We start from the raw sequence: 15,037 nt of genomic DNA on the forward strand, positions 1-15,037 counted from the left end.
CTTAAACAGTTACAGCTTGGCGTAAGTATCTTCTAAACGGAAGCATTTCTTTATACACTTCGATTACTTTTTCTGTAAAACCTGGATGTAGCACTTCATCTTGTTCCAGTTCGTAGGCTACCGCAAATGTTTTCTTCTGTAAGAGATTGATATATTCATGATCCATCGCATAACCTTTGGGTGCTTTGGAAAGGTTATTACCGTCATCATATAAATCACCAAAAGTGTTTTTAAAGCTTTTTTTATTGATAATTTTAATCAATTCTTCTCCATTGTAATCAATCGCTTCTCTAATACTATTTAAAACTTTAGTATCAGGACGCCAAAATCCTCCTGCCAGGACACATTGTGAAAGACCAATCTCTATATAAAAATCTCCTTGTTTAGAAAGCTGATCCAATCCAGCGCCAAAATGATCCTTATAAACAGGCTTGTTAGGATGAAAAAGAAGATTATTATTAATACGGTTAATACCTTTTTTACCAGAAGTCGGAAAATAATCAGGATCAATTTTTATAAGTTCTACTTCTACATCATCCAGCCAATTGATGAAAAAATTTCGTACTTCTTGATACCATTTTCGGTTAGCATCCATCCATTCTTTGTGATTATTTTTTTGTAATTCTGAAAGGAAATGAAATAAGTCGCTGAAATTCATTATGTTAAAAAAATTAAGAATTTTTGTGAAAACATTACCAAGGTAATAGAAATAGTGGGATTAGAATACCGTTATAAGCATATAATAACAACTAAAATTTTTTTATTATGAAAAAAGTAATGTTAGCCTTAGCGTTTTTATTTACTTTAAATGTAATGTTTGTTTCTTGTAGAGATACAAATAAAGAAACAGAAACTACAACTGAAGAAACCAGCGAAGTACAAAAAGAGGTAGAAACTTCTATAGAAAAAGCTAAAAAAGACGCTGCCGAAGTAGAAAAAGAAGTAGAGCAAGCAGTAAAAGAAGCTGGTGAAGAAGTAGAAAAGTCTTTGGAAAAAGCTGAGATTAAAGAAGACGATTCAAAAACAGAAAATGAAGGTGTTGAACAAACCTCTTAAAATCTGTTAGAATAAAAAAACTTACTGAAGTAAGCTGAAAAAAAAGACCTTTCATTAGAAAGGTCTTTTTTTATGTTTTTAGAATAAACCGTTTAATTCTGCATCAATACGGTTAATAATATTTCCGAGATCTTCAGGATTATCTACAAAGTTTAGGTGATCAACATCTACAATTAGTAAATTTCCTTTGTCATAACCATGTGCCCAAGCTTCGTAACGTTCGTTAAGACGACTCAAATAATCAATACTGATAGTATTTTCATATTCGCGTCCCCGTTTATGAATTTGAGCCACTAGATTTGGTATGCTACTACGTAGATAAATTAATAAATCTGGACCTTCTACCACGCTTTCCATGAGGTCAAATAGCGATCTGTAATTTTCAAAATCACGATTGGTCATTAATCCCATGGCATGAAGGTTAGGAGCAAAAATATATGCATCTTCATAGATCGTTCTGTCTTGTATAATATCTTTTCCGCTTTCTCGTATTTCCAAAATTTGTCTGAAACGACTATTTAAGAAATAGATCTGTAGGTTAAAAGACCAACGCTCCATTTTATTATAAAAATCTTCTAAATAAGGATTTTCTAAAACATCTTCGAATTGAGGTTCCCATCGATAATGTTTGGCCAATAATTTAGTTAGTGTTGTCTTTCCGGCACCAATATTTCCTGCAATGGCTACATGCATAGTTGATTAATTTTTTCGGGGTGTTAGGTCAAAACTGTAAATAGTACTTTGTTGGTAAATATAAAGGATTTCATTAGTAACATGAAACTGTTTTATAGGAATTTCCGGAAGATTTATTTTTTCAATTTCTTCAATCTTCGTGCGATAATAATATAAACCATCTTCTTTTTGAAGAATTAAATCGTTATTAAAAATCTTTATATTTTGATATCCTTCGTTTTGTATTTGACGTAATAGGCTTCCATAAATATTATACTGAGTTAAGGTTTGATCCGTAAGAACCCAGCAGTAATTAAAGGTGCTTTGTAACGCTTTTGGAAGTTCATTTAGAGGTTGTGTCGTAACCAATGTTTTTTCAGAAACAGTATTGAAAATATCCAGTTGTTGTGTGTTATTATCAAAAATCCAAACACTATTATCATTGGCTGGGGTCATTAAAGAAACATTTTTAAACTCTGCTATGACATTAAAGTTTACCCGATCAATTTCAGATAAATACTTGTCTACAGTAACTAATGTATTTGAGGTTTCATAGAATAATACAATTTTTAAAGGGTTTAAAATAGATACTTGGGTAAGTTCGCCTAAAATAAAATCACCAAATTGCCATTCTTGATTGTTCCATTTTTTGTAAAAGATATTTTCTTTTTGATAATAGATAGCACCGAAAGAATCTACACCTAAAAATATATCCGCATTTAAAGAAATAGAATCATTGAGGGTGACATTTCTTTGTGCGAAACTGATGTGTATCGATGCAATAAGAATAAAAAACAGAAGGATTTTTTTCATGAATTAGCAAAGTACAAAAATAAGACCAGTTTTCTAAAGATAAGCTATTGTGTAAATTGCTCCTTTATTGAGAAGTGCTTTCTCAGTTCTGTGGTAATTACTTTTTTATGAAGCTTATCATCATTCTTTTCTAAAAGAATATTTAATCGAGTATTTAAATTTTTGTAATGTTGTGGATTTTCATTTAGTTGCTTCAGTATATTTCTCAGAGAATTATTTCTTACTTCAAAATAATGTAGACTATCATTTTTTATTTTTGAATTGGAATATATTTCTTTTTTTAAACCATATGTTATTTGCTCTATTTTTAAACTGTAAGACTCATTATTATCGTTTGTTATAGTAGTTGTGTTAAAGAATAATATACCTCCTATGGTTAAAATGCCATTATATAATGAATGTAATGATATAGCCCATAATAATCCTGATTTCATTCTTATAAAACTTAGAACAATTCCAGCTAATAATTGAGGTAATATAATTATAGGGGCTAATGCTAAAAACCAATAAGATTCTAAATCGTAGTTTGTTAAATGTACTAAACCAAATGCTACAATTGATGTGTAATAGAAGAAATGATAGTTTTTAGTCCAAAAGATATAGACTTTTTTAGTTTTAAAAATATAATCGATACCTCGAAAAATATAATTACGGCTATATTTCAAAGGAAGCCTAAAAATAACTTCTTCCAGAACTGGTGCAAGTACACTTACTAAGAAAAGTATACTTACTAACGTTTTATTCGCAAATGCATCATCAAATTTTCCGTAAGATTTAAAATCAAATGTATAGGTGTTTATATAATGAAACAGAATTAAAATTAGACTTACTATTATAAATAGTATAATTAAAAGACGAATCAGTAAATTTAAGTTTTGAATGAAAGAAGCAGGAGCTTTATTTTTATCGGAAGGGTGTTTTGTAAAATGAATTACTTCTTTTAGGGTCTTTAAAATTTGATCCATTAACTGTATTTACTTTATGCGAATATAAAGTATCGCTTGTTTTTAACAAACTAACTTATACCCAAAACCTCGTACATTAATAATCTGTATTGAATCGTCTTGTTTTAATTTCTTTCTAAGCTTCGTGATAAATACATCCATGCTTCGTCCATTAAAGAAATCATCATCTCCCCATAGTTTTTTCAAAATCATAGAACGATCTAATACCTGATTTTTATTTTTAATCAAATGAAAAAGTAAATGTGCTTCTCTATGGGTTAACTGATGAGATTCATTTTCGAAGGTGAGTATTTGTTTTGGGAAATCAAAAGTGTACCTACCTACAGTTAGCGCTTCCGAATTTTGTTGTGTTCTTGTTCTATGCAAAAGATTGTTAATTCTAACAATCAATTCTTCCATGCTAAAAGGTTTTTTAAGATAATCATTACCTCCAATAGTAAATCCTTCTACCACATCTTGAGTTTGTGATTTAGCAGTAAGAAATATAATTGGAATCGTATCATCTTCTAACCTGATTTCTTTAGCGAGTGTAAATCCATCTTTTTTGGGCATCATTACATCTAGCACCAATAATTTGGGAGAAATAGAAGAATATAAAGCATAGGCTTCTTCACCATTTTTAGCAAGATGTACTTTAAAGTTTCTAGTTTCCAAACTTTCCTTTATAATCTGACCCAAAGAAGGTTCATCTTCTGCCAGTACGATTTCAACAATATTATCCATTGGGTAGTGTTATTTTAAAATTAGTATGACCTTGATCTAGCAGTAGAGCAATGGTTCCTTCGTGCTTTTCAATAATGGTTTTCGTATAAAATAAACCAATACCAAATCCTTTTACATCGTGAGTATTCCCCTTAGGGACTCGATAAAATTTTTCAAAGATTCTATCTTTCTGAGATTTCGTAAGAGACGTACCATTATCTTTTATCTCTAGAATAATATTAGGGTTGGTGTTTTGTAAAGCAACTTCAATATGATCGCCGCCATATTTAATCGCATTGTCAATTATATTATTGAGGGCATTTTCAAAATGAAATGGGTCTACCTTTTTCCAAATGTTGTTATGCGAACTGTCAAAATGTATTTCCTTTTCGCTCGTATTAGCTTGATATCGACTAACAATGCTTTGTGTTAGATCCACTAAGTTAATTTCTTCAAGGTTTAATTCCAGCTCCTCACTATTAAGAGTTGCAGTTTCTAATATTTTTTCTACCATAGTGTTCAGTTTTCCTAACTGAACAGAAGACATTTCTACATATTTTTTTGTCTTTTGCGGATCATTTTCTGTATTAAAATTTTGAATCCCTTCTAATGCTGCGCTGATAGTAGCGATTGGTGTTTTAAACTCATGAGTAATATTACTTATCAGATCATTTTTTAGTTCTGCCAATTGCTTTTGATGATTAATAATTCTGAGTAGATATAATAAACATCCAATAACAGCGGCTACTAGAAGAAAAGATAATACGATACCAATCAGATTTTTCTTTAGGATAGGAAGTGTCGTATTTGTAAAAGACATTTCTAAAGAACTTCCTCTAGGTAGGTAAGAGGATTTGGTTTTAGTTTTAAGATCAGATTGGTTAATAATATCAGAATTGAACTCGTATGAAACTCCCTGTTTATCCTGAAATGTGACTCCATAGCTGATGTCTATTTTTTTACGTTTTAATTGACCTGCTATCATAGTGTCTAAAACCTTAAGCTTCAGAGAATCTTCGTTGATGGAGATGATGATTTTTGATGTTAGTTGTTCAAAAGCTTTTTTTTGAGATGTAAGGTTTTTAGGAATAGCTAAGGTATCAAACTCTAAAATATTGATGGTATCATTAGAATGGTGATGATTGTTATATTCCAAACGATCCATGCTATCTACAGAAAAGCCTCTGTAAATTTTAATATCGCTATGATCTAACCCTTCAGAAAAGGTATAGCTTTTAAAATCGACACTATCGGAATCAATTTTTTTAAGAAGGTTATTAAAACCACTTTGTTTAAAGAAAGAGCTTATATCAGAAGAGTCAGAAGAAAAACCGATCGTATTTCTCTCTGCTAAATCGGTATAATATTGATCAACAGCATTGTCCAAGCTTATTTGCACTTCGTTGATCAATTGTTGTTTGCCGGCAACATAGTTTTTAAAGTTCCAATATATCTGAATACTCAATGTAACTAGGATTACAAAGACAATAAAGTACAAGATATTTTTATAACGATTCTTTTGCATACCCCAAAAATAGGATTCTTATATGATATAAAATGAATCGGTTAACACTCGTTAACACTGGTTAACGGTTTTGTTTGCATTAGGTTTTAATCTTTGTGATGTAATAATCACATAATATCATAAAAATGAAAAAAATAATAATACTACTAACTTTCATATCTTTTGGATATCAGATCAACGCTCAAACTGTCTATTACAGAAGTGTAGGTGGGACAATTTTTTCAGAAGAAAAAGTAAAAGAACAACAGCAAGAATTCTATGAAAAGTTTGTGGAACGCAATAAAGATGTTGTCGTAGAAATAGATGTAAAGGACACTGAAATTAAGAAAGACTCTATTATCCATGATTTTGGTTTTCATATAGACTTAAATGGGCGGACACGAGTAAAAACCAAACTTCAATTATTAAAAGGGAGTCAAATTCCTGAAGCTATTTTAACCGCTTTAGATGGAAGTCAAATTAGCATAAGTGATCTTAATGGGAAACCTACATTATTGAATTTCTGGTTTACGAAATGCAAACCCTGTATAGATGAAATGCCTGAATTAAACAAATTGAAAAAAGAATATGGAGACCGTATTAATTTTGTAGCCATTACATTTGAAACTAAGGAAAAAGTTGAGAAGTTTTTACAAAAACATGACTTTGATTTTGTGCAGGTAGTTGATGCCCAAACGTATCTTGATGTACTGGAAATTAAGGATTATCCTAAGAACGTACTTCTCAATAAAAATGGAACCTTACGCTATGTTAAAGGTGGAATTCCATATATCCAAGATGAAAAAGGAGAAATGAAAATGGGAGAAGCCACAGAATTAGAAAATAAATTAGAAACCCTTTTAAAATAGACAATTATGATCAGACTTATCATTATAGTTACTTTATCTGTAATAGGAAGTATTGCCGCTCAAGATTTTCAGGGGATTGCTACCTACAGTACCGACAGAAAATTAGAAATACAATTAGACAGTACACAAGTAAATTCTGAAATGCAGAAGCAAATTCATGAAATGATGCGTAAACAGTTTCAGAAGGAGTATACTTTACGATTTAATAAATCGGCGTCTGTTTATAAAGAAGAAGAAAGTTTAGGAGCACCACAACCAGCATCGGGAATGCAAATAATGATTGCAGGGTCAGGAGCTTCAGATATCTTATATAAGAATACAAAAGATGAAAAGTTTGTTGCACAAAGAGATATGCTCGGTAAGATGTTTTTGGTAAAAGATACTTTAACACATTATAACTGGAAACTTTCAAATGAAACTAAAAAGATAGGTAATTATAATTGTTATAAGGCTACAATGACCAGAACTCAGGAAATTATAAGAGAGGTAAGAGTAAATAATGATGAAGAAAAGTCCGAACCAGAAACAAAAGAGATTGAAGTAGTAGTTTGGTATACTCCAGAGATTCCAGTGAATAACGGTCCTTCTAATTATTGGGGATTACCAGGATTGATTATGGAAGTTAATGATGGTGATCTGCGAATTTTATGTAATAAAATAGTACTTAATCCCAATAAAAAGATAGAAATTGAAGCACCAACTAAAGGTAAGGAAGTTACTGAAACCAGATTTGAAGAAATCATGCGTAAAAAAATGAAAGAAATGCAAGACAGATTGCCAAGGCGAGATGACGGTAATAGTATAGAAATTAGAATAGGAGGATAATCATATAACATCAATCAAAACAATCAAAAAATGAACAGGATTTCTTTTATAATAGGTTTATTATACACGTTTTGCATTCAAGCTCAGATAACAACCATACCATTTGAAGAAGACGGGCTTGTTTTTATCAAGGTAAAAGTAAATGAGCACGAAGAATATTTGGATTTTGTGTTTGATACGGGAGCATCCATTGGAGTTTTGGACAGCACTGTGGCAAAGTCCCTGAACATAAAGTCCAACTATTCTCAAAGCGCTCAAGGAGCCAATGGTTCACAAACTTACCATATTGCTACTAATCAAAGTTTAAAGGTAGGGTCTGTAGCATTTTCAAATTCCAATCTGGTTCTGGTAGATTTACAAAAGCTTTCTCAGCGGTCAGGTAGAAAAATTCAAGGAATTATAGGATATGATATTCTGAAAGAGTATCAAACCCATTTTGATTTCCAGGCAAAAACAATTTCATTGTACAGGCCAGAAGATCAAATTTCTGAATTGGATACATTTACCAAAATCCCAATGAAATTTGATGGTACTCCAATACCGCAAATGGAGCTTACTTTTACACTGAGGGATGGAAGTATAAAAACAGGTAACTTTTTATTCGACAGTGGTGCTAATATGAGTTTATTGTTCAATACACCGTATGCATTACAGCATGATCTTAAAAATCGAACCGGTAAAACGATAAAAGGTAAAGCAAGAGGACTAAATAAATCTACTACTTATACCAAAGGGACTATTGAAAAATTGTCTTTAGAGGATTTCGAGTTTACCGATATTCCTATTGATATTTCAGAAGGAAAGGAGGGTGTTTCTGCTTCCTCCAACTATACCGGAATTTTAGGAGCTAAAATTATTAACCGATTCGATATGGTCTTAGACTATAAAAATCAACTATTCTATCTAAAACCCAATTCAAAATATAACAAACCCTTTGAGTTCCCTACCAGTGGGATTGGCGTTGAAAAAGTGTCGAATAAAATCCTAGTAAGTTATGTGGCAAAAGAAAGTGAAGCATATGAAAAAGGGATTAGAGAAGGCGATGAATTGATCAATATTGATGGATATGATGGTAAAGAACTAAATGAATGGAAAAAGCATTTAAGACAAGATCAGAAAGAAACAACTATCCAAGTAAAAGATGCAAAAGGCAAAGTGCATCAGGTTGTGATTTTACTAAAGCGAATGATCTAAAAGTGAGCTGTTGTTTTTTAGGATTTAATTAACTTTTATGGATTAAACCGTGTAGATATATTATAGTCTTATCATTTTAAAACTGCCTATTATGAAGACAATATGTACACTGGTTGCCATCTTAGTAACCTCATTAACAATCGCACAAGACTTTCAGGGAAAAGCGTATTATTTTAGTAAAACAGGAATGGATATGGATTTTGGTAGACGCCAACTTTCTGAAGATCAGAAAAAAGCAATCGCTGACCGAATGAAGTCCGCTTTTGAAAAAACATTTATACTCACCTTCGATAAAAGCACCGCTACCTATAAAGAAGAAGCACAATTAGAGACCACAGGTGGAGGTGGAAGATGGAGAGCAATGCTATCTGGGTTTACTTCTAATAATTATTACAAGGATGTAAAAAAAGGAGAGTATTACGATCAAAGAGAATTTTATGGTAAAAATTTTCTAATCAAGGATTCTTTGCAAACCTACCAATGGACCATGGTAAATGAAACCAAAAAAATTGGGAATTATACATGTTTTAAAGCCGTTACAACTAAGAAGGTTAGTGAAGCTATGGATTGGAGAGCGATGAGACGAAAAGCTAGAGAACTTAGAGATCAAAGAGAAAAGAAATCTGGTGATCAGGCAAATGCAGGAGATACTCCAGAACGACCAGAAATACCTGATGAAATCGAAGTAGTAGCTTGGTATACTCCCGAGATTCCTATAAGTCAAGGTCCAGGATCTTACTGGGGATTGCCAGGTTTAATTTTGGAAATTCAGGAAGGTAGAACCACGTTGTTATGTAATAAAATAGTACTGAACGCAGAGGAAAAAGAAGAAATAAAAGCACCAACAAAAGGGAAAGAAGTTTCGCAGGCAGAGTTTGATGAAATCACGAAAAAGAAAGTCGATGAAATGATTGAACAATTTAGTACACAACGACGCGGAAGAGGAGGATTTGGCGGAGGAAGAAGAAACTAAATTTTTTAAAAATTAATCAAAAAACATGAAACAAAAGATACTATTTACCATCTTTTTGGTAGGGATGACTATGTCTGCTCAAAAAGTACAAATCACAGGATTTGTAAAAGATTCTGTTGGGAATCCACTAGAAATGGCTAATGTAATTGCCTACAAAAAATCAGACAATACCATGACTGCTTATGGTATTACCAATAGCAAAGGAAAATATAGTTTATCCGTGCCAGTCAATCAAACCTATTTATTAAAAGTTAGTTTTATTGGGCTTTCTGCAAAAGACAGAACAATTACGATTACTACAGAAGATAAGCAGATAGATTTTCAGATGACTTCCGACGAAAATAGCTTGGATGAGGTAGAAATTGTATATGAAATTCCGGTTGTAGTTAAGGGTGATACGCTGGTGTATAATACGGATTCATTTACCAATGGAAACGAAAAAAAATTAGGAGATGTATTAGATAAGCTTCCTGGAATAGAAGTCAACGATGATGGAGAAATTGAAGTAGAGGGTAAGACAGTGTCTAAAGTAATGGTAGAAGGAAAAGATTTTTTTGATGGAGATTCTAAGCTAGCTACTAAGAATATACCAGCAGATGCATTGGATAAAGTAGAAGTATTGCGTAACTATGAAGATGTAGGTCAATTGCGTGGATTGCGAAATAACCAAGATCAGGTGGCAATTAACATAAAGCTAAAAGAAGGAAAGAAGAACTTTTGGTTCGGAGATATAACTGCTGGAGCTGGAGTAGGTGAAACCGAACGTTATCTAATTAAACCAAAGCTGTTTTATTACAGTCCGAATTACAGTATCAATATCCTTACAGATTTTAACGATATTGGAGAAGTTCCTTTTACGCGAAGAGATTACTTTAATTTTACAGGAGGATTTAGGAATTTAGGAAGAGGAGGAACATCCTTTAATATTACTAGTGATGATCTGGCCTTTGCTGTTTTGCAAAATAATCGGGCAAATGAAATTAATACCAAGTTCGGAGCTGCTAATTTTAGTATGTCCGCTAGTAAAAAATTAGATATTAGTGGATACGGAATTGTGAGTAATACCAAAACAGATCTAATTACCAATACTCGTAGAACCTATATCGACGATACACCAGATCCCACAGATAATACGATTGAAGAAACTTCTGATGTGACACAACAACAAAGTACACTAGGATTATTAAAGCTTAGCGCTAGTTATAAGCCTAACGAGAATTTTAGACTGGATTATGATATATTCGGAAAATTATCAGATCAACAAGAAGATGATACCTTTATTTCTGAAAGGGATAATATTTCTGAAGATATCAATGAGCGTTTAGAAAACACTCCTTTTTCGGTACAACAAAATATGAACGCATATTATACATTGGATTCCAAAAATATTTTTTCCTTTGAAGCGCAACATTTGTTCCAAGAAGAAGATCCTTTTTATAATGCCATACGATCTGAGATACCTTTTAGAGGTGTCTTTACATCAATCAATGATCCTTTAGATCCAACATCCGATACTTTCGATCCGCTAGAAGAATCAGACCGATACAATATCAATCAGCAAAAAACTGTACAAACCAATAAACTAGATGCCAAACTAGATTATTATTATGTTTTGAATAAAAAGAGCAACTTAAACTTTACCTTAGGATCTACACTAAGTACACAGAATTTTGATTCCTCTATTTTTCAAATCTTAGATAATGGAGACCAGAATACTTTTGATGCTGAAGAGTTTACCAACGATGTTACGTATAACTTTAGAGATGTTTTTGCGAGTGTACATTATAAGTTTATTACTGGTATTTTTACCTTCAATCCAGGCGTGAGTCTTCATAATTATAATCTTAGAGACGAACAATTAGGTACCACCATTGATCAAAATGAATGGTTGGTGTTACCTGACTTTTTTGCCTTGGTACAGTTTAAGAAAAGTGAAAGTCTACGTTTTAATTACTCTATTACTGCTAATTATACGGATATCAATAATCTGTCAGAAGGCTATGTGTTTAATAATTATAACTCCTTATCACAAGGAAATAGAAATCTGGAAAATGCATTGTATGATAACTACTCTTTGAATTACTTTAGTTTCAATATGTTTAATTACACCAATATTTTTGCCAGATTGAGTTATAGCAACAGAAGAAATCCGATTAAAAATACAAGTGTAATTACTGGAATTAATAGAGTAAACACACCTATTAATTCTAATCTTGCTGATCAGATTCTAACAGCCAATGGTAATTTTACCAGAACTTTTGGTAAGATCAAAGGGAATCTGAGTGCGGTTCTAAGTTGGTCTAGTTTTAATAATATTGTAAATACGTTGCCTAGTGAGAGTATTAGTCTCACTCAAACCTATCAAACAGAATGGTCTACCAACTTCAGAAAGGGGCCTAATTTTGATTTGGGATATAGTATTACCGTAAATGATTATGACAACAATGGAGCCGAAAGTACTTTCTATACGAGTCGACCATTTGCTCGATTAGATTGGACTTTTGCCAAAGGATTTTTACTAAAATCATCCTACAGTTATTACAATTATAGTGATACACAAACTACCTTAAATGAATATAGCTTTTGGGATGCAGAATTGTTCTATCAAAAACCCGATAGCAAATGGGAATATAAGTTTTGGGTAACAAATATTCTTAATACTGAAAGTATCAACCGTGATAGTTTCAACGAACTGTTTAACAGTACTTCTAGCTACGTTGTGCAACCTAGATATTGGTTGCTTAGCGTAAAATATAATTTGTAATCAAATTACATTAATCATTGTATATGTTGTGCTATGGGTTATCTATAACCTGTAGTGCTTCGTATATGTATAACACCATTAGTATCATCATCAAAAAACACAAAATCATGAATTTACAAGCATGCACATTACTTCTGTTTTTAGGAGTTACAATAGTAGGTTTTGCTCAACAAACAGCCACTATGACGATTGAACCAGGATTTGAAAATACGGATTTGCAAGGACTGGTTAGCTTTGAAAATCTCTTTTTGGATAAACTTATTTTTGAAGGGAAAGCTATTAAAGGTAAATCGTATAGTATCGAAATTATTGAGTATATCAATGGTAAAGAAAGTTCCAGAGAAATACTTTTTGACGGAAGAGAATCTGATATTTTCAATATAAGATCAGAGAAAGAGACAATGAGCTTTTATGCGAAGCTAGATCAAGGAAAACTCAAAATACAAATGCATGGGAATAGATTTAGAAGTAAAAAAATGTATTATGACCTGACGGGCAGTGCAGACATCTATACGCTTAAGGATTTTTTAGGGAGTAAAGAAAAAACGACTATAGACTTAGAAAAGAAACATCCTGTATTGGCTATAATCACTCCAACAGTTCATAAAGATGGTTCTAGTTCCTATTGCGAAGTAGTGCAGTGTGATATTGCTACAGATCAATTGGGGAAGCGTTTTAAAATCCCTCATTATTTTATTGTAAGTATACAGTTTAGATAGCATTTTGATCTTACTAAACATGTAGAGGGTAAAAGTCAAAACAGTTAGATTGAATGTTTTTTGACATGTAAAGGAAGAAAATGTATTGAGATTTTTTGAATCAAAAGAAATTTACGTTTCTTTAAAAAGTGTTTACATAAACATATCTAAGATCACTAAAATCATCATCTCATAAACCATCAACAACATGAAAAAAAATCACAGCTTATATCCAAATATATTTTGGGTAGCTATTTTGTTTAGTATCTCATTTTTTTTCTCTTGCTCTACTAATAATAACAATACTGATATTACTGCAGCAGAGATTCAGGTTTCTTTTACTTCAGAACAGTATGAAGAGGGATTGGACGGTAGGCTAATTGTTTTGATTTCAGAACAGATAGAAAAAGAGCCTCGATTTCAGCTAAGAGATGATTCCAAAACCTGTCAAGCTTTTGGGATGGATGTGACCAATTGGAAAGCAGGTGAACCAATGTCTTTTGATATGAAAGCTTTTGGATATCCAATTCGTAGCTTTGAAGAATTACCGTCTGGAGAGTTTTATGTGCAAGTATTATTTCATAAATACGAAACTTTTAACCGGGCAGATGGTCATACGGTTAAATTACCAATGGATAGAGGAGAAGGACAGCAATGGAATAAAGCGCCAGGAAATCTCTATTCCACTCCTCAGAAAATTACGATTACCGATGGGCAATTTCCTGCAATCAATATACAATTAGATCAAAAGATACCACCAATTACAGCACCAGAGGATACCAAGTATGTAAAACATATAAAAATTAAGAGCAAATTATTAAGTGATTTTTGGGGCAGAGATATGTATCTGGGAGCACATGTATTATTACCTGAAGGATGGGAAACACATCCTGATGTAAAATATCCACTGGCGATCATGCACGGCCATTTTCCGAATGATTTTGGAGGATTTCGAATGACTCCTCCCGATGCTGATTTAAAACCAGAATATAGCGAGCGTTTCGATGTGGAAGGTTATAATGTGATGGTACAGCAAGAAGCCTATGATTTTTATAAAACCTGGACAGGCCCTGATTTTCCTAGAGTTATTGCTATTAAAATACAGCATCCTACACCATATTATGATGATTCATACGCAGTGAATAGTGAAGCACAAGGTCCTTACGGAGATGCGATTACCTACGAATTGATCCCATATATCGAAAAACAATTTAGAGGAATCGGAGAAGGTTGGTCTCGATTTGTGTATGGCGGAAGTACAGGAGGATGGGAATCGCTGGCAGTACAGGTAAAATATCCTAAAGAATATGGAATGTGCTTTGCTGCTTGTCCAGATCCTATCGATTTTAGAGCGTATTGTTTGGTAAATATCTATGAAGACAAAAATGCATATTATAAAGAAGGTGCTTTCAGAAAAACATTAGTGCCCGGTCATCGTGATTATTTGGGTAATGTAGATGCAAGTCTTCGTGATATGAATTATCGCGAACTGGTATTAGGAACCAAAGGTAGATCGGGGCAGCAATGGGATATTTGGGAAGCTACCTATTCGCCAATTGATGAGGAAGGCTATCCGAAAAGAATCTGGGATCGTCTCACCGGTGAAATTGATGCTGAAGTAGCTGCGTTTTGGAAAGAAAACTATGATCTGGCGTATATTCTGAAACGAGATTGGGCAAAACATGGTAAAGATTGGGAGAACAAAATTCATTTGTACTGCGGAGATATGGATAATTATTATCTCAACAATGCTGTATATCTAGCTGAAGAAATCCTATCAGAAACTACTGCTCCCTATTATAACGGCGTGGTAGATTATGGAGATAGAGCCGAACACTGCTGGAACGGCGATCACGAAAATGGTAATCATATTAGTAGACTTAGATACCACCGCATGTTTATTAAAAAATATGTAGAGAAAGTTACCAAAGTGGCTCCCAAAGATGCTGATCTAAAAAGTTGGAGGTATTAACTTCGGCTTTAGTGTCGAATTTTGTACTTA

14 protein-coding genes are annotated in these 15,037 nt (G+C 32.7%); 8 read left to right on the plus strand and 6 right to left on the minus strand.

All coding sequences use genetic code 11. The features are described 5' to 3' along the window. Nucleotide 1: 1 nt before the first annotated feature. On the minus strand, nucleotides 2-658 hold the full coding sequence (locus ABD077_RS07540; RefSeq protein ID WP_343911720.1) for a DUF2461 domain-containing protein: 657 nt from the start codon (nucleotides 656-658) through the stop codon (nucleotides 2-4). Nucleotides 659-765: 107 nt separating this feature from the next. Here ABD077_RS07540 and ABD077_RS07545 point away from each other — a divergent pair, with 107 nt between their 5' ends. Next, on the plus strand, nucleotides 766-1,056 hold the full coding sequence (locus tag ABD077_RS07545; protein WP_343911721.1) for a hypothetical protein: 291 nt from the start codon (nucleotides 766-768) through the stop codon (nucleotides 1,054-1,056). Between the two features lie 78 nt (nucleotides 1,057-1,134). Here the strand turns inward: ABD077_RS07545 and ABD077_RS07550 are convergent, their stop codons facing one another. Genes ABD077_RS07550 through ABD077_RS07570 form a run of 5 tightly spaced genes read right to left on the minus strand, consistent with a single transcriptional unit; the run spans nucleotide 1,135 to nucleotide 5,673 of the window. After that, nucleotides 1,135-1,749, minus strand: coding sequence for a deoxynucleoside kinase (locus ABD077_RS07550; protein ID WP_219006751.1), 615 nt, complete (start codon nucleotides 1,747-1,749; stop codon nucleotides 1,135-1,137). A 6-nt stretch (nucleotides 1,750-1,755) separates the two neighbouring features. Further along, nucleotides 1,756-2,541, minus strand: coding sequence for a hypothetical protein (locus tag ABD077_RS07555; RefSeq protein ID WP_343911722.1), 786 nt, complete (start codon nucleotides 2,539-2,541; stop codon nucleotides 1,756-1,758). A 44-nt stretch (nucleotides 2,542-2,585) separates the two neighbouring features. Further along, nucleotides 2,586-3,506 (minus strand): CPBP family intramembrane glutamic endopeptidase, encoded by a 921-nt coding sequence (locus ABD077_RS07560; RefSeq protein ID WP_343911723.1) that lies wholly within the window; start codon nucleotides 3,504-3,506, stop codon nucleotides 2,586-2,588. Nucleotides 3,507-3,548: 42 nt separating this feature from the next. Then, nucleotides 3,549-4,229, minus strand: a complete 681-nt coding sequence (locus ABD077_RS07565; RefSeq protein WP_343911724.1) for a response regulator transcription factor — start codon at nucleotides 4,227-4,229, stop codon at nucleotides 3,549-3,551. After that, complete coding sequence (locus tag ABD077_RS07570; protein ID WP_343911725.1) at nucleotides 4,222-5,673, minus strand: sensor histidine kinase; 1,452 nt, start codon at nucleotides 5,671-5,673, stop codon at nucleotides 4,222-4,224. The genes ABD077_RS07565 and ABD077_RS07570 overlap by 8 nt, the downstream gene beginning before the upstream one ends. Before the next feature lie 185 nt (nucleotides 5,674-5,858). Between ABD077_RS07570 and ABD077_RS07575 the strand changes: the two genes are divergently transcribed. From ABD077_RS07575 to ABD077_RS07605, 7 genes are all read left to right on the plus strand, one after another. Continuing rightward, nucleotides 5,859-6,581, plus strand: coding sequence for a TlpA family protein disulfide reductase (locus tag ABD077_RS07575; RefSeq protein WP_343911726.1), 723 nt, complete (start codon nucleotides 5,859-5,861; stop codon nucleotides 6,579-6,581). Between the two features lie 6 nt (nucleotides 6,582-6,587). Beyond that, nucleotides 6,588-7,406 carry a GLPGLI family protein gene (locus ABD077_RS07580; protein ID WP_343911727.1) on the plus strand — a complete coding sequence of 273 codons (819 nt, stop codon included), beginning with the start codon at nucleotides 6,588-6,590 and terminating at the stop codon, nucleotides 7,404-7,406. Nucleotides 7,407-7,436: 30 nt separating this feature from the next. Continuing rightward, nucleotides 7,437-8,600, plus strand: coding sequence for an aspartyl protease family protein (locus ABD077_RS07585; RefSeq protein WP_343911728.1), 1,164 nt, complete (start codon nucleotides 7,437-7,439; stop codon nucleotides 8,598-8,600). A gap of 91 nt (nucleotides 8,601-8,691) precedes the next feature. Further along, complete coding sequence (locus tag ABD077_RS07590) at nucleotides 8,692-9,573, plus strand: GLPGLI family protein (RefSeq protein WP_343911729.1); 882 nt, start codon at nucleotides 8,692-8,694, stop codon at nucleotides 9,571-9,573. A 25-nt stretch (nucleotides 9,574-9,598) separates the two neighbouring features. Beyond that, nucleotides 9,599-12,337, plus strand: a complete 2,739-nt coding sequence (locus tag ABD077_RS07595; RefSeq protein ID WP_343911730.1) for a carboxypeptidase regulatory-like domain-containing protein — start codon at nucleotides 9,599-9,601, stop codon at nucleotides 12,335-12,337. A gap of 107 nt (nucleotides 12,338-12,444) precedes the next feature. Next, complete coding sequence (locus tag ABD077_RS07600) at nucleotides 12,445-13,056, plus strand: hypothetical protein (RefSeq protein WP_343911731.1); 612 nt, start codon at nucleotides 12,445-12,447, stop codon at nucleotides 13,054-13,056. Nucleotides 13,057-13,243: 187 nt separating this feature from the next. Further along, nucleotides 13,244-15,007, plus strand: coding sequence for an alpha/beta hydrolase-fold protein (locus ABD077_RS07605; protein WP_343911732.1), 1,764 nt, complete (start codon nucleotides 13,244-13,246; stop codon nucleotides 15,005-15,007). Nucleotides 15,008-15,037: the final 30 nt, after the last annotated feature.

This window comes from Aquimarina litoralis (genome assembly GCF_039523995.1).
GTDB lineage: Bacteria > Bacteroidota > Bacteroidia > Flavobacteriales > Flavobacteriaceae > Aquimarina > Aquimarina litoralis.

What these genes read in the sequence shown, in the direction of transcription:
- ABD077_RS07540 (WP_343911720.1), bottom strand. Translation starts at nt 658, where the DNA reads ATGAATTTCAGCGACTTATTTCATTTCCTTTCAGAATTACAAAAAAAT.
- ABD077_RS07575 (WP_343911726.1), top strand. Translation starts at nt 5,859, where the DNA reads ATGAAAAAAATAATAATACTACTAACTTTCATATCTTTTGGATATCAG.
- ABD077_RS07555 (WP_343911722.1), bottom strand. Translation starts at nt 2,541, where the DNA reads ATGAAAAAAATCCTTCTGTTTTTTATTCTTATTGCATCGATACACATC.
- ABD077_RS07605 (WP_343911732.1), top strand. Translation starts at nt 13,244, where the DNA reads ATGAAAAAAAATCACAGCTTATATCCAAATATATTTTGGGTAGCTATT.
- ABD077_RS07590 (WP_343911729.1), top strand. Translation starts at nt 8,692, where the DNA reads ATGAAGACAATATGTACACTGGTTGCCATCTTAGTAACCTCATTAACA.
- ABD077_RS07565 (WP_343911724.1), bottom strand. Translation starts at nt 4,229, where the DNA reads ATGGATAATATTGTTGAAATCGTACTGGCAGAAGATGAACCTTCTTTG.
- ABD077_RS07560 (WP_343911723.1), bottom strand. Translation starts at nt 3,506, where the DNA reads ATGGATCAAATTTTAAAGACCCTAAAAGAAGTAATTCATTTTACAAAA.
- ABD077_RS07600 (WP_343911731.1), top strand. Translation starts at nt 12,445, where the DNA reads ATGAATTTACAAGCATGCACATTACTTCTGTTTTTAGGAGTTACAATA.
- ABD077_RS07545 (WP_343911721.1), top strand. Translation starts at nt 766, where the DNA reads ATGAAAAAAGTAATGTTAGCCTTAGCGTTTTTATTTACTTTAAATGTA.
- ABD077_RS07550 (WP_219006751.1), bottom strand. Translation starts at nt 1,749, where the DNA reads ATGCATGTAGCCATTGCAGGAAATATTGGTGCCGGAAAGACAACACTA.
- ABD077_RS07585 (WP_343911728.1), top strand. Translation starts at nt 7,437, where the DNA reads ATGAACAGGATTTCTTTTATAATAGGTTTATTATACACGTTTTGCATT.
- ABD077_RS07580 (WP_343911727.1), top strand. Translation starts at nt 6,588, where the DNA reads ATGATCAGACTTATCATTATAGTTACTTTATCTGTAATAGGAAGTATT.
- ABD077_RS07595 (WP_343911730.1), top strand. Translation starts at nt 9,599, where the DNA reads ATGAAACAAAAGATACTATTTACCATCTTTTTGGTAGGGATGACTATG.